The sequence below is a fragment of the Phenylobacterium sp. genome, assembly GCF_028290885.1.
Classification (GTDB): domain Bacteria; phylum Pseudomonadota; class Alphaproteobacteria; order Caulobacterales; family Caulobacteraceae; genus Phenylobacterium.
Genome location: NZ_JAQGIZ010000002.1, coordinates 12759 through 27932, shown reverse-complemented (window position 1 = coordinate 27932; position 15174 = coordinate 12759). Strand labels below are relative to the sequence as shown.

12 protein-coding genes and 1 pseudogene are annotated in these 15174 nt (G+C 67.9%); 11 read left to right on the top strand and 2 right to left on the bottom strand.

The window, feature by feature from the left end; all coding sequences use genetic code 11:
• Positions 1–325: 325 nt before the first annotated feature.
• Both JWP28_RS00155 and JWP28_RS00150 read right to left on the bottom strand, forming a co-directional pair.
• On the bottom strand, positions 326–1585 hold the full coding sequence (locus JWP28_RS00155; protein WP_299538569.1) for a DUF6880 family protein: 1260 nt from the start codon (positions 1583–1585) through the stop codon (positions 326–328).
• Between the two features lie 96 nt (positions 1586–1681).
• On the bottom strand, positions 1682–1939 hold the full coding sequence (locus JWP28_RS00150; RefSeq protein ID WP_299538567.1) for a helix-turn-helix transcriptional regulator: 258 nt from the start codon (positions 1937–1939) through the stop codon (positions 1682–1684).
• A gap of 1014 nt (positions 1940–2953) precedes the next feature.
• Here JWP28_RS00150 and JWP28_RS00145 point away from each other — a divergent pair.
• From JWP28_RS00145 to JWP28_RS00095, 11 genes and pseudogenes are all read left to right on the top strand, one after another.
• Positions 2954–5038: a catalase gene (locus JWP28_RS00145; RefSeq protein WP_299538602.1), complete on the top strand. Its 2085-nt coding sequence runs from the start codon at positions 2954–2956 to the stop codon at positions 5036–5038.
• Positions 5039–5279: 241 nt separating this feature from the next.
• Positions 5280–6529 (top strand): annotated as a pseudogene (locus tag JWP28_RS00140) (acetyl-CoA C-acetyltransferase).
• Positions 6530–6931: 402 nt separating this feature from the next.
• Positions 6932–8287, top strand: a complete 1356-nt coding sequence (locus JWP28_RS00135; RefSeq protein WP_299538565.1) for a hypothetical protein — start codon at positions 6932–6934, stop codon at positions 8285–8287.
• Positions 8272–8664: a c-type cytochrome gene (locus tag JWP28_RS00130; protein WP_299538563.1), complete on the top strand. Its 393-nt coding sequence runs from the start codon at positions 8272–8274 to the stop codon at positions 8662–8664. Before JWP28_RS00135 ends, JWP28_RS00130 begins: the two co-directional genes overlap by 16 nt.
• Positions 8665–8779: 115 nt before the next feature.
• The gene (locus JWP28_RS00125; protein WP_299538561.1) at positions 8780–9379 is read left to right on the top strand and encodes a sigma-70 family RNA polymerase sigma factor; all 600 of its coding nucleotides are present in this window, start codon (positions 8780–8782) and stop codon (positions 9377–9379) included.
• Positions 9380–9389: 10 nt separating this feature from the next.
• Positions 9390–10031 carry a zf-HC2 domain-containing protein gene (locus JWP28_RS00120; protein WP_299538558.1) on the top strand — a complete coding sequence of 214 codons (642 nt, stop codon included), beginning with the start codon at positions 9390–9392 and terminating at the stop codon, positions 10029–10031.
• A gap of 104 nt (positions 10032–10135) precedes the next feature.
• Entirely contained in the window at positions 10136–11284 is a 1149-nt protein-coding gene (locus tag JWP28_RS00115) for a S8 family serine peptidase (protein ID WP_299538556.1), read from the top strand.
• Positions 11232–12002, top strand: a complete 771-nt coding sequence (locus JWP28_RS00110) for a TorF family putative porin (RefSeq protein ID WP_299538554.1) — start codon at positions 11232–11234, stop codon at positions 12000–12002. The genes JWP28_RS00115 and JWP28_RS00110 overlap by 53 nt, the downstream gene beginning before the upstream one ends.
• A gap of 108 nt (positions 12003–12110) precedes the next feature.
• Positions 12111–13229, top strand: coding sequence for a TIGR03118 family protein (locus JWP28_RS00105; protein WP_299538552.1), 1119 nt, complete (start codon positions 12111–12113; stop codon positions 13227–13229).
• A 9-nt stretch (positions 13230–13238) separates the two neighbouring features.
• On the top strand, positions 13239–13925 hold the full coding sequence (locus JWP28_RS00100; protein ID WP_299538550.1) for a C39 family peptidase: 687 nt from the start codon (positions 13239–13241) through the stop codon (positions 13923–13925).
• The gene (locus JWP28_RS00095) at positions 13922–15025 is read left to right on the top strand and encodes a hypothetical protein (protein WP_299538549.1); all 1104 of its coding nucleotides are present in this window, start codon (positions 13922–13924) and stop codon (positions 15023–15025) included. The genes JWP28_RS00100 and JWP28_RS00095 overlap by 4 nt, the downstream gene beginning before the upstream one ends.
• Positions 15026–15174 lie beyond the last annotated feature (149 nt).

Genomic DNA, 15174 nt, shown 5'->3' with positions numbered 1-15174 from the left:
CGGCGAATGTCTGCAAGACGAGTCAGAAGCGGGCGTTCGTTGGCGGCGGGCCAACTTCCGCTAACCCCCCGATTTCGCCCGTTGGCTCAGCGCCGGAAGCTCGCCGTTGGCAGACTCATCGCGACTGCGCCGAATCCGGACGTTCCCAACGGGAGAGATGAGTCAGGAGCCGGCATTACAGGCCGACGGACCCGGACTCGAACCCTTCGCGCCCAACTGCGGTTACATGCGTCGATTTCGACCCGGTCCACGCCCGCCACCAATTGGCCAACGTAGCCCTGGCGGAACTCTTCCATGTCCACCCGTCTCGGCATGGCGGCCTGGGCTAGGTGCCATTTATCGCTTCGGCCTCCGCCGTCAGCCGGTCGCAGGTGGCGAAGTCGCGGCGCCGGAAGGCCGCCGCGGCCGCCTTGCGCAGAAGGCTGTGCGCCGCGGCCGGCTGTCGCGCCTGCAGGCGCCGCGCCCAAAGCTCGGCCGTCTCGGCCCCAACCTTGATCTCGTCGCCGCGGGCGGCGATCAGCCGGGCTGCCTCCGGCAGCGCCGGCCAGCCGACCAGAAACGCCAAGGCCTTTTCGACATCCGCATGGGCCGCCGCGTAGGCAAAGGCCCGGCTCTCGGCTTCGACATCCTCGAAGTCGGGGAGCCGCTGGGTGAACGCCCGCGCGCGTTCCGCCGACAGCGTCCGTTCGAACGAGCTCCAGCGCGCGTCCTGGGCGGCCTCGCCCTGGCCGGACTGCTCGAGGTAGTCAATCCAGGCGCTCTCCCAGCCGAAGTCCGGCGCGATCGGCTGGCCGCGGGCGGCCAGCCCGGCGGCCTGGGCGGCGCTCAGCAGGCGGCCGGCCTCCTCCACGTCACCCGCGGCGAGCAGCCGCTGCGCCACCTCGGCGGCCGCCGAAGGGTCGCGGAGGGCGTTGGGCGAGAAAGTGGCGCGGTAGGCCGCGGCGTCCCCCACCGCGTCGGCCAGCGCGCGGGTGAGCTCACCCCACCCCGGCACGGCGCCTACGCGCACCGGCAACAGGGCCAGCGCAGCCTTGAGCACCGGGCGCGGCGCGGTCGCGGTCAGCCGCGGCAGCCAGTCGATCCAGCTGTTCGGATCGCGGGCGAGCGCTTCCACGAGGGTCGAGGCGACCTGCATTGGGTCGAACCCGACCGCCAGCTCGCCGATATCCCCAGCGCCGCGCGCGAAGATCTCCGCCAGCGCCCCGTCCCGATCGCGGACGCGCAGGCCCAGCCGGCGGGCTAGCTCCATGAAGGCCCACATCCGATCCAGCGCCAAGGTCGGATCAAGTGCGGCCAGCCGCTCGGCGATCAGGCTTCGCAGGATATCCAGGTCGCCGACAAAGCTGGCGCGCTTGCGCCAGGAGACCTTCGAGCGGCTGGCCTCAAGCGAGGCAACTCGCCGGTCGATCTCCAGAACGAGGTGGTCCGCCCCCTGTTCGGCGGCAAGTTCCATGCGCAGCCGACGCTTCAGATCCGGGCGGCTGGCCGCGGCCTGCACCAGGATTTCGGCCAGCCGCTCGGCGCCGAGGTTTGTGAGGTTCTCGACGTTGACGCGCTTGAGGCTCGCGACCGTGGGAGTCTTCATGGCTTCCGGATCGACCAGGCTGCCCCCCACGTCAAATCGCGTATCTGGCTCTCCGCTCGAGAGTGCGCCCGCGACCGTGGACGTCCGGGGCTCGACTTAGTCGACGCGATGATGGTCGAGCTTGGCGGAGATCATCGCAAACAGCTGCACAGGGTCCCGGTCAAGGGCCCGCGCCAGGCGATGGAATTCGACTAAGTCGAGGCGCCGCTGAGAGCCCTCGATCAGCGAGACGTGGCTTTGGTCCCTCGAAATCCTGAGCGCCAGATCCTGCTGGGTTAGGCCGGCGTCGAGGCGGGCCTGCCGCAACACGTCGACGACGGCCCGATTTGCGCCCGTGAAAATCGTCTTCGGCATTCGCGGCCCGCCGGTGCGCAAGGGGCCGAAGAACTAAATGCGCCTTTTCCATATGACGATTTTCCATAATGATCGCCGAGGGCGAGGGCCGCGTCAGATGAACTTCAAACAGGTGCTGTTTGGCCTGGCCGGCTGGCGGGTTGTCCGGCGGTGGTCAGATGAGGAGCTCAAGGTCCGCAAGGCCGAGCTAGAAGCCCGTCTCAAGGACAGGCCGACTGACGTGGCCTCTTTGATGGAGATCAGCGAGTACTGGGTCCAACGCTACCTCCCGCGAGACACCCCTCTTACGCAGGCTCGCTGGAGGCGCATGCAGGCCCAGTGGCAGAGGCACATCGCAGAGAGTGAGGCCAAGGGCTGGCTCACCCCAGAAGCTCTCGAAGCCGAGCGACGGGAGCTCGCTGCTCGGCAAGGCGCGCGGCGCGCGGTGCTGCTCAGTTCCTACGTCATGCCCGCTGAAGCCTTCGACCAGATTGTGGGACGTCTGTTGGCCCAGATCATCGGTCCGCTCGATCGCGCGCTTCTGAATCGCCTCTACATCGCCACCGGCCCGGACAAATGGCCAGCATCCGACGCGAGAGATGGTCTCATCGGCACGATCGACGAGCGCTTTGTCGACCTCGTCGCGGAATGGCGCAGGACCCATGAGCACCTTCGCCGCGCCCAGAACGCCGGATATCCCTGGGTCAGCGTCAGCAGCGATCGGCGCTGCGTGTGCCAGCCGGTCCACCGGCGGACAGTGATGGCCACCTCGGACCTCGTGGCCGCCTTTGCCTGTCGCGCCGAGGACCCGCGAGCCATCGAACCATCGAACCTGCGTCCTTCACCACTGACGGAACCTCAGGCGCAGCACCCAAGGAACATCGCCGAGCGGACTCAGTTGGTTGCACTCCACACGGACCGGAGGGAACCCCGATGGCTAGGACGCCCACCGACGCGAAGCCTGCGAACACTGACCGCAAGCTCAAGGGCGCGGGCGCAAAGCCGTCCAAGCCTGCCGCGGGTCCGGAGATCTCAATGTCGTATGCCGAGCCCCAGGGCCCCGGCGGCGAGACCCACCAGACGGCGACCGGCGCGCGCCCTGTGCTCACCACCCAGCAAGGCGCGCCCGTCGCCGACGACCAGAACTCCCTGCGCGCCGGTCCGCGCGGCCCAGGCCTGCTCGAGGACTTCCACCTCCGCGAGAAGATCTTCCACTTCGACCACGAGCGCATTCCGGAGCGGGTCGTGCACGCCCGGGGGTACGGCGCCCACGGCTTCTTCGAGCTTACCGAGTCCCTAGCCGACATCACCCGGGCGGACATCTTCCAGCGGGTCGGGGAGCGCACCGAAGCTTTCGTGCGCTTCTCAACAGTGGCGGGCAGCAAGGGCTCTGCGGACCTCGCACGCGACGTACGGGGCTTTGCCGTGAAGCTCTACACCCGCGAGGGCAACTGGGACCTGGTCGGCAACAACATTCCGGTTTTCTTCATCCAGGACGCCATCAAATTCCCAGACGTTATCCACGCGGCCAAGCCTGAGCCGGACCGGGACTTCCCGCAGGCGCAGACGGCGCACGACACCTTCTGGGACTTCATCTCGCTGACGCCCGAGAGCATGCACATGGTCATGTGGATCATGTCCGACCGGGCGATCCCGCGTTCCTTCCGCTTCATGGAAGGTTTCGGGGTGCACACCTTCCGCCTGCTCGACGCCGAAGACCGCTCGACCTTCGTCAAGTTCCACTGGAAGCCCAGGCTGGGACTGCAGTCGGTCGCATGGAACGAGGCGGTGAAGCTGAATGGGGCAGACCCGGACTTCCACCGCCGCGACCTGTGGGACGCCATCAACACGGGCGCCTTTCCCGAGTGGGAGCTGGGCCTGCAGCTGTTCGACGAGGCCTTCGCCGACAAATTCGACTTCGACGTTCTCGACCCGACCAAGCTGATCCCCGAGGAAATCCTGCCGGTGCGGGTGGTCGGGCGGCTGGTGCTTGACCGCACGGCCGACAACTTCTTCGCCGAGACCGAGCAGGTGGCCTTCTGCACCCAGAACGTGCCGCCGGGCATCGACTTCAGCAACGACCCGCTGCTGCAGGGTCGCAATTTTTCCTACCTCGACACCCAGGTCAAACGTCTGGGCGGCCCGAACTTCACCCACATCCCGGTCAATGCGCCCCGCTGCCCCTTCGCCCATTTCCAACAGGACGGCCACATGGCCATGCACAACCCCAAAGGGCGAGTGAACTACGAACCCAACAGCTGGGGCGCCGAGGGCGGTCCGCGCGAGGATCCCAAGCGCGGCTTCCGTAGCTTCGCAGCCGAAGACGCCGGACCCAAGGCGCGCCTGCGGCCGGAGAGCTTCGCCGACCACTACAGCCAGGCGCGGCAGTTCTTCATCAGCCAGACGCCCATCGAGCAGAAGCACATCGGCGACGCCCTGGTGTTCGAGCTGAGCAAGGTCGAGCGGCCGGATATCCGCGCGCGCATGGTTTCTCACCTCAGGAACATCCACCCTGACCTGGCGTCGACGGTGGCGGGCGGCCTGGGCCTCGCCGAATTGCCGCAAGCCGCCCAGGCGGCGCAGCCAACCCGCGAGGACCTGCCGCCGTCGGAGGCGCTGAGCATCGTCAAGCGGGGTCCGAACAGCTTCCGGGGCCGCAAGCTCGGCGTTCTGCTGACTGACGGCGCGGACGCCGGCCTGTTTGAGGCGCTGGTCAAGGCGGCGGCGAAGGGCGGCGCGGTGGTCGAGGCGGTAACGCCAAGGATCTCCGGCGCCGTGCTGTCGGACGGAACGACGGTTCCGGGCAAGCAGAGCGTCGAAGGCGGCCCCTCGGTGCTGTTCGACGCCGTGGCCTTGCTGGTCTCGGACAATGGCGCGGCGCTGCTGGCCAACGACGGAGCCGCGCGGGACTTCGTCGCCGACGCCTTCGGCCACTGCAAGTTCATCGCCTTCACCGCCGCGGCGCAGCCCCTGCTGGAAAAGGCCGGCGTGCGGGCCGAACTGGACGAAGGATGCGTCGCCCTGGACAAGGCCAAGGACGCCGCCGGCTTCATCGAGACCTGCGGCCAGCTGCGCTACTGGCGCAGGGAACTCAAGGCGGACCTCGCCGCCCTTGCGTGACCGGCGCGGCCAGCAGGCGACCAACTTGGGCATGCTGGACCTGGAACTCCCATCGATCGCGGGCGCCTCACCGAGCCAGTCAGCGACGTGACCTGGCGTTGGTGCGCAGCTTGAGCGTGATGCCGTCCGCAGGCCTGCAAAGCGCCTGGAGACGACATCCACGTTCCAAAGGGCTGGACTGACGTTACGGCCATGGCGGAAGGTCGCAGGCCAACAACGACAGGCCTTGTCAGGAAACGCCATGCCCGAAGCCCTCATCATTGACGCCGCCCGCACGCCTCGTGGGATCGGCAAGGTCGGCAAGGGCGCCCTCGCCGACCACCATCCCCAGCACCTCGGCGCCACCGTCCTCAAGGCGCTGGCCGAGCGGAACAACCTGAACACCGCCGAGGTCGACGACATCATCTGGGGCACCTCCTCCCAGCGCGGCAAGCAGGGCGGCGACCTCGGCCGGATGGCGGCCCTCGACGCCGGCTACGACGTGCGCGCCTCAGGCGTCACCCTCGACCGCTACTGCGGCTCCGGCATCACCGCGGTGAACCTGGCCGCGGCGCAGATCATGTCGGGCATGGAAGACCTGGTGATCGGCGGCGGCACCGAGATGATGTCCTACACCGCCTCCAGCGCCCCGCCCCGCGACCCCAACGCCGGCCCGATGCTGATGGATAGCGGCAACCTTTCCCTGCGCGCCAAGCACCCGCAGTCGCACCAGGGCGTCTGCGCCGACGCCATCGCCACGATGGAAGGGATTTCACGCGAGGCGCTGGACGAGCTTGCCCTGCTCAGCCAGCAGCGCGCCGACCACGCCATCCGCAACGGTCACTTCGACAAGTCGCTGGTGGCGGTGTACCGCGAGGACGGCTCCATCGCCCTCGACCGCGAGGAATTCCCCCGCCCGCAAACCACGCTGGAGGGCCTGTCGGCGCTGAAGCCCTCGTTCGAAGCCATGGCCAATGTGCCGCTGGACGACAAGGGAACCACCTTCGCCGGCCTGATCAACCAGGTCTATCCGGACCTGAAGATCCAGCACTTCCACCATGCCGGCAATTCCTCGGGCGTGGTGGACGGCGCCGGCGCGGTGCTGCTGGCCTCGCCCGGCTACGCGGCCAGGCACGGCCTCAAGGCCCGCGCCCGAGTGGTCGCCATGGCCAACGTCGGCGACAGCCCGACCCTGATGCTCAACGCCCCGGTCCCCGCGGCGCGCAAGGTGCTGGCCAAGGCCGGCCTGACCGTCGAGGACATCGACCTTTGGGAGATCAACGAGGCCTTCGCGGTAGTCGCCGAAAAGTTCATCCGCGACCTCGGGCTCGACCGCGAAAAGGTCAACGTCAACGGCGGCGCCATGGCGCTGGGCCATCCCATCGGCGCCACCGGTTCGATGCTCATCGGCACGGTCCTCGACGAGCTCGAACGCCGGGACCTCAAGCGCGGCCTCGTCACCATGTGCGCGCCGGCGGCATGGCGCCTGCGATCATCATCGAGCGGATCTAAGTCCGAGCGTTGGCCCCCCCAGCCGCCCCGGTGGGGCGCGCTGCACAGCGCTCCCGTTGCCCGGCTTGGCGGACGCGCCAAGCCGGAGATGACGGTTTTCAATTGAACCTCTTCGCGGCGCGGCGGCACTAACGGGCAAGAGGAGAGGAGCCGACATCACGCCGATGAGAATTCACGAACAACGAAGGTAGCGTTTCCGAACGGAGCGCGGCGCAGATGCCAGGTCATACTCGCAGGCGCGCACGAATGACTGTCTCGCATAGAGCAACGCGGTCGCGTGCGCGCGCGCGATAGTGACTGATCCAGCGCCTCCGCTCCAATAGACCGCCTTCGTCGCGCCGTCGGTCCGGTCCACGGACATGACGGACGACAGTCGCACCCACGAGCGAGGTCACGATGAGGATGGCCAACCTCCGCCTGGCCCTTGGCCCCGCGGCCTGCGCGGCGTTGTGCCTGACGGTGCTTGTATTTGCAGGCACGCCGGCGCGAGCCGTCCCGGCGTTCGCAGTTCAGACGGGGCAGCCCTGCCAGATGTGCCATGTGGGCGGTTTCGGGCCGCAGCTGACGCCCTATGGCCGCGACTTCAAGCTCACGGGCTACACGCAACGGGCGACGAACTTCAACGTGCCGCTGGCGGCCATGGCGATCGCCTCCTACGTGCGGACCGCGAAGGCCCAGGCCGAGCCGCCGGCCGACGGATTCAGGACCAACGACAACTTCGCCCTCGATCAGCTGAGCCTGTTCTTCGCCGGGGGTTTCGGCCAGCACGTGGGGGCCTTCGTGCAGGCGACCTACGACGGGGTCGCCAAGGCCTTCGCCTGGGACAATCTCGACCTGCGCCTCACCACCGCCACCCAGGTGAAGAACACCGACGTGGTCCTCGGGCTCAGTCTTAACAACTCGCCGGGCGTCCAGGACCCGTGGAACACGCTTCCAGCCTGGGGCTTCCCTTACACGGACTCGGCGCTAGCCCCCTCGCCGTCCACCTCGCCCTTGCTGTCCGGGGCGCTGGCCCAGAACACGTTGGGGGTCACCGGCTACGCCTGGATCAATTCCGAATTCTATCTCGAAGGGGGCGCATACGGCTCAGTCGGCGCGAGCGCTCTCAGGCGATTAGGTGTCGATCCGGCGGACCCCGGCGACCTCAATGGTCTCGCGCCCTATGGGCGCGTCGCGTTTCAAAAGAAGCTCGGGGGCGGCACCGTGGAGGTCGGCGCCTTCGGCCTGCGCGCGGACATCCACCCGGGTCGGGACCGAACCAGCGCCCTCGTCGACCGCTATACCGATCTGGGGCTGGACGCCTCGTATTATCGGGCCTTGTCCAACCACGACGTGGTGACGCTCAACGGGCGCTACATCCACGAGCGTCAAAGGCTGGACGCGACGTGCAGCCTGGCGGGCTCTTCGGAGTCGGACTGCGCGCGCAACGACCTCGACGATCTGCGCCTCGACGCCTCCTACTACTGGCGAAACCAGATTGGGGTCACGGCGGGCGCGTTCGATACCTTCGGCTCGGCCAATCCGGTCCTCCATGCGGACAATCGCACCCTTCGGCCCAACAGCTCGGGGCTGGTGTTCCAGGTCGATGGGACCCCCTTTGGCGGCGGCTCGCAACCGGCCCGCCGGATCAATCTGCGGGTTGGCGTTCAGTATACGCACTACCTGCAGTTCGACGGGGCCGCCCGCAACTTCGACGGATCGGGGCGCAACGCTTCTGACAACGACACCCTGAGGTTATTCACATGGCTCGCCTTCTAGCCATCCTCGCGGCGGGCGTCGCGGGCGTGCTCGGCGACGTCGGAGCCTTCACGGGCTCGGCTACGGCCGCGGACGCCGCGCGCGGACAGGCCGTTTTCGGGAGCCAATGCAGTATTTGCCATTCCAACACCCGCAACGGGGGGGTCGTGGTGGGTCCGCCGCTGTACGGCGTCGTCGGCCGCAAGGCGGGGTCGATACCCGACTTCTCCTATTCGTCCACGATGAAGGCCGCCGGCTTCGTTTGGACCGCGGATCAATTGCGGGCCTACCTGCCCGCGCCGCGGCGGTATCTGCCGAACGTGAAGATGACCTATCCTGGCCTGAAGAATCCGACCCAGTTGAACGACCTCATCGCCTATCTCGAAACGCTGAAGTGATCGGTTCGGCCCATCCCGGCGCGGTAAGCTGCGCACAGGGAAGTTGGTCGCGACTGCAATGAACCTTTTCGGCGGCTGAAGGCACTAACACCGCGACCCCCACAGGGAGGCGATAGTGCGTGGGCAAGGCGTCGCAAGCGAGCGGGACCGAGCGCCTGCGCGGTCTGGTCGGGACGAGGAAGCTCAACTGATCGCCCGTGTCCGCGCGCGCGACCTGCGCGCGTTCGAGAGGCTATATCGGGACTACCACCCTCGCCTGACCCGCTTTCTGATCAACCTGATCCACCGGCCGAACCTGGTGGAGGAAGTCCTCAATGACACCATGCTGGTCGTGTGGAACCGGCCCGACAGGTATAACGGCGCGAGCAAGCTCTCGACCTGGATCTTCGCCATCGCCTACCGCAAGGCGCTCAAGGCGCTGCAGCGCCAGGACGAGCCCCTGGAAGACAAGCACCCCGAAATCCGAGCCAGCGCCGATGCTGGTCCCGAGCAGGAGGTCGGCGGTCGGCAAGTGCAGGAGGTGCTGTTGAAGGCGATGCGGCAGCTTTCGCCAGATCACCGCGCGGTCGTGGACCTCACCTATTTTCATGAGATCGGCTATCGCGAGATCGCCGAGATCATGGAGTGCCCCGTCGATACGGTGAAGACCCGCATGTTTCACGCGAGGCGCCACCTCAAGCGCATGCTGACCGGCGGCCTGTCGGACTGGTTGTGAGGTCGCGACGATGGCCAGCATCATTCGCCTGAACCTCGACCGCCACCGGGAAGTCCAGACGCTGCTGCCCTGGTACGTGACCGATCAGCTGGACGCGGCCGATCTCGCGCGGGTGGAAGCCCACCTCGCCGATTGCGCCGAGTGCCAGGCCGAGCTGTCGCTCGAGCGACATCTCGACGCCGATGTCGCCGGCCTGCCCCTGGGTGTTGAGCAGGACTGGGCGCAGTTTCGCCGGCGTCTGCGGGGGGCCTCGACCGGCCGCTCCCGCGCCGCTGCGGCCGTCGCGCGGCTCTGGCGCAGGCTTGGCCGGCGCGCGAGTCTCGGCTGGGTGTTGGCGGCTCAGATCGCCGCGGTGCTGGTCGTGGGCGCGCTTTTGTTGCCCTTCGCCAGGCCGGCGCCCTACCGCGCACTTGGGACCGTTGCGCCTGCGCCGGCCGGCAATGTGATGGTCATCTTCCGCCCGGACGCCAGCGAACGGGATTTGCGCCAAATCCTGCGAGCCTCCGGCGCGCGCCTGGTTGGCGGCCCCACCGCCGCTGACGCCTATGTGCTCAGCGTCCCCGCCGCGGAACGGCCCGCGGCCTTGACCAGGCTGCGCGGTGACGCCGACGTCGTGCTGGCCGAGCCGATCGACCCTGGGGAGGTCCAATGAGGCGTCGCTCCGGCCGAAGGCTTGGCTTCTTGCTCTGCCTATGGCTGGGCCTCGCCTGGGCCTGCACAGCCGGCGCGCAGCCACCTCCAGATTCCCGTGAAGAGGTGCTGGTTCTCCTGAGGCAATCGCCGGCGCACTATCGTCCGAACTCTGACTATGGCGGCGGTTACGGCGACGTCCTGTCGCGCAGTAGCCGAAAGCGGCTGGCCGGTCAGATCGCGCGCGACCATAGCCTCACCATCGTCGACGACTGGCCCATGCCCCTCCTGGGACTGGACTGCTTCATCATGTCCGTGCCTGCCGGTCAGTCGGCGGAAGAGGTCGCCGCGCTCGTCTCGCAGGATCGCAACGTCGCCTGGTCCCAGCCGATGCATGTCTATCGCGCGCGAGGACCTGCGCCTGCGCACAGCGACCCGCTGTTCCGCGCCCAGCCTGCCGCCCATGCCTGGCGCCTGGCGGACCTGCACCAGCTTGCGACCGGCCGCGGCGTCGTGGTCGCGGTGATCGACAGCATGGTCGAAAGCGACCATCCCGACCTCATAGGCCAGGTGATTAGTCGCGAGGACTTCGTCGCCGGGCGCCCCACCGCCGCGGAGCAACACGGGACCGGCGTGGCCGGCATCATCGCCGCGAGGGCCGACAACGGCCTAGGCATAGTCGGTGTCGCGCCCCACGCCCGGCTAATGGCTCTGCGTGCCTGCTGGCAGGTGACCGAGGCTGGAGCGGTCGCCACCGTCTGCAACAGCCTGAGCCTGGCCATGGCGCTGCATTTCGCCATCGATCAGAAGGCGCAGGTGGTCAATCTGAGCCTCAGTGGCCCGCCCGACCCCTTGCTGAGCAAGCTTCTCACGATCGCCCTCGACCGCGGAAGCACCGTGGTGGCGGCGTTCGATCGCGACCTCCCCCATGGCGGATTTCCGGCCTCCCAGCCGGGCGTGATCGCGGTGTCCGACGAGTCGCTGGCAGCGCTGCCGCCCGGCGTCTACATTGCGCCGGGGCGCGACGTGCCCACCACGCAGCCGGGTGGACGGTGGTCTCTCGTCAATGGCAGCTCCTATTCGGCGGCGCACGTCAGCGGACTTCTCGCCCTGTTGCGCGAGCACCGCAGGGCCGCCGAAGGCTCGCTGTCGCTGGTGTCGGCGCGCCCCGGCGGTGGAGTGATCGACGCGTGCGGCACCCTCCTGCGATCGTCCAAGCCCTGTGACTGTACGTGCGCCTTCGCCCGCGGAGAACTGTCGATCGCACGCCCATAGTCTGGTCGGCGGGCGCCGCCTCGCAGCGGAAGCGGTCTTCGCCGCGCTGGCCCTGGGCCTCGCGGCGCCGGCCTATGCAGAGGTTGGCGCGAGCCTGTCGCTCCTATCCGACTACAGATTCCGCGGCATTTCCTTGAGCGGGGACCGGCCAGTGTTGGACGTCGCCGCGTCATACGATCATGCAAGCGGGGCATATCTTGGCGCATCCGTCGTCGGCGTCGCCACGGCCCACTCGGGGTTGCGCATTCTCGGTTTTCAGGAATACGCCGGCTACGCTCGCCGCTTGAACACGGGATTGACGGCAGACGTTGGGCTGACACACTCGAATTATTCAGAATATTACGTCGGACATTCTGAAACGGATTATGGCCAAATCTATGCTGGATTGATCACTCGCCATTTTTCGACGCATCTATATTATTCTCCTAGATATTTCGGATACCCCTTGCAAACCCTCTACGGGGAAGTCGAGGGCGTCATTCAGCCTGCGCGGGACTGGCGACTGACCGGGCGCCTCGGCATGCTCACTGCCCTGAACGGCTCCCGACGGCCGGGGCTTCAGCGAACGCTTTACGATTGGCGAATTGGCCTTGCCACCCAGTTCAAAGGACTGAACCTGCAGCTGGCCGTGACTGGGGTCGGGCCCGACACGGACCGGGATGGCGCCGACCGGCACAGCAGGGAGGCCCTGGTGTTCGGCGTCACCAAGGCCTTCTGAAGCCAGGCCTTCAACTAATTCTTGCGCGCGCTTTGAACGCCCGGCGCGCGAGCGGCAATTTACCCTTATTCGCCGGGCGCCCGGCTCGGCCATGCGAAGGAGGGAACGATGTTGCGTCTCCTGGGAAGCGCCGCCGCGATCGCTGTCGCCGCGGGCATGCTCACATCCCCGGCCTCGAGCGCGCCCATCCCACTGACGGATGCCCAACTGGACGCCGTCGCGGCGGGCCTGCGGTTCACGGTCACCAATCAGGTGGCGGATTTGAGCGGCGTGGCCCCGGTCACCGATCCCCTGCTGGTCAACGCCTGGGGTCTGTCACAGGCGCCCGGCTCGCCGTTGTGGGTGGCCAACAACGGCACCGACACCTCGACGCTCTACGACAAGGACACCTTCGCCAAGGTGGGGCTCACTGTGACCGTGCCCGGCGGGCCGACCGGCACCACCTTTATCGGGATCACCGGCGCCTTCAACATCACCGAGGGCGCCAACACCGGCCGCACCCTGTTCGCCTTCGCCACGGAAGGCGGGCAGATCCTCGGTTGGAATCCAACAGTGGACGCCACCCATGCTGTCGTGGGGGTGGACGAGTCGGCCAGCGGCGCTGTGTTCAAGGGCCTGACGCTTGGCATGAGCGGGACCTCGCCCCGCCTCTACGCCACCGATTTCGCCCACGGCGTGGTCAGCATCTACGACGCCGGCTTCAACAAGGTCGGCAGCTTCACCGACCCCAACCTGCCGCCCAACTATGCGCCCTTCAACGTGCAGAACCTGAACGGTCAGCTCTACGTGACCTTCGCCAAGCGGGAGCCGGGGGCCACCGACGAAACCGCCGGACAAGGGCTCGGCTTCGTCGACGTGTTCAACACGGACGGCCATCTGGTGCGCCGCCTGGCGCAGCACGGCCAACTGAACGCGCCTTGGGGGCTGGCGATCGCGCCGGCGACCTTCGGCAAGTTCGCCGGCGCCCTGCTGGTCGGCAACTTCGGCGACGGCCGCATCAACGCCTACGACCCGACCACCGGCAACTACATCGGCGTCCTGAGGGACGACCAGAACCGCGTCGAGATCGACGGGCTGTGGGCGCTGCGGACCGGGCCGGCCGGCACGATCACCTTCTCGGCCGGCCCCGCCGATGAGAGCCATGGTCTGGTGGGCTCGATCGGGGCGGCTCCGACCACCTGGGCGGCCGACGAGATGGTGCGCATGACCGAGATGCGGCCGCACTGAGGCCCTGCTGTGAGCCTCAAGGACCCGGGCGCGTGTCGCTTGGCCTGGGCCGGCGCGGCGCTGTTTGTGCTCACACTCGCACCTCAGATCCGCGCCGCGCCCGACCATGCCGCACCGGACGCCAAGCCGGTCCGCAGCCTGCTTGAGCTGCGTGACGACAAGCTGGTGCGTCAGCACTGGGACCTCACGTGCGGGGCCGCCGCCGTCGCGACCCTGCTGACCTTCCAGCTCGGCGATCCGGTGAGCGAGCGACAGGCGGCGCGCGGCATGTTGCGGACAAGCGATATCCGCCTGGTGCGCGCCCGCCTGGGCTTTTCGCTGCTTGATCTGAAGCGGTTCGCGGCGAGCCGCGGGTTCGCCGCCGCCGGCTACGCCAATCTCACTCTGGACGAGCTGGTCGCGATGGCGCCCGCCGTGGCCCCGATCCGGGTGTACGGCTTCGGGCATTTCGTGGTCGTCCGTGGCCGGCGTGGAGACAGGTTGCTGTTGGGCGACCCGGCCTTCGGCAATCGCACGATGACCATGGAGGCGTTCATGCAGGCCTGGACCAGCCGAATTGGCTTCGTGCTCTACCGTTCCGACGATCCGCACCCGCCGAACCGCATGGGAGCACCCGCAGAACTGTTTCTGACGCCTCCAGGACCGGCTCTGCGCGCTGCGGACTCTGCGCTTCGGACTGCGGGAGGCGCGTCATGAAGCTCATGCTGCTGGCGACCTCGGCGGCGCTCGCGGCGGGATCCGCCCAGGCCCAGCCGCTCACCCGGGAGGAATTGATCGAAGCGTTGAAGTCCCGCGATCAGGTGATCGCCGCCTTGGAGCGACGCGTCGAAACCCTGGAGCACGAACGCGCCGCGATTCCGTCCTCGGTCCCGTCCTTGGTCCCGGCCCCCGCAACGACATCGCCGCCCGCACCCGGGGCCTCGTCCTCGCCGGCCGGCGAGGACGAGGCGGAGCTCCAGGCGCTTTCACGGACCTTGGTCCAGCGCGGCGGCCTGGTCTTGCCGCCGTGGCGCATGGAGCTGGTGCCGAGCTTCGCCTACAGCAACCGCGAGGTGCAGGGCCTGGCTCTGGCCCAGACGCCTGAGGGCATCCCGACCGTCGCCGACCAGCGCCTGCGGCAGGACCAGGTGCGGGCCACGGCGGCGCTGCGCGTGGGCTTGCCTTGGTCGAGCCAGATCGAGGTGCGGGCGCCCTACGCCTGGCTGCGCCAATCTCGAACCCTCGGAGACGGCACCCATGCCGTCAACGAGGACTCCGGCGCGGGCGACGTCGAGGTGGCGTTCAGCCACCAGTTCCTGCGCGAGTCCGGGTGGTGGCCCGATCTGGTGGGCGGCGTCTCCTGGCGCTTCACCACCGGACACGACCCCTTCCGCAGTCAGCTGGCCGCGGTGGCCACCGGCTCGGGTGTTCCGGAATTCCGCGCCCGCGTGACGGCCGTGAAGAGCAGCGATCCGCTGGTGTTCTTCGGGACGCTTTCCTACGCGCGTGACCAGGCCGTTCACCAGGCGTTCGGCGCTTTTCAGCCCGGCGACGCCATCGGCCTCGAGTTGGGGACGGTGCTGGCGGTGAGCCCTGAGACCTCGTTCACCTTCGGCGTGGCCCAGGAGTTCCGGGGCCGCGCCAGCATCGATCGCGTGGGGGCGCCTGGCACCGACACCCTTGCCGCGACCCTGGAGCTGGGCGTGGCCCGCGTGCTGACGCGAAACGTGCTGCTGGACGTGTCGCTCGGGGTAGGCCTGACGCGCGATGCGCCGGACTATGCGCTGCAGGTCTCAGTGCCGATCCGGTTCCATTGAAGCCCGGTCCATCGCTGATCATCGGTCGCCCGCCTTGCGCTGCAAAACCGCTTGGCCCAGGTTCAAGCGATGCGCGAAGGTGATGTGACGCCGACGAACGGGGAGATCTGGCTCCTTTGCACCAGCGCCTCCCTGACCATTGCAGCGGA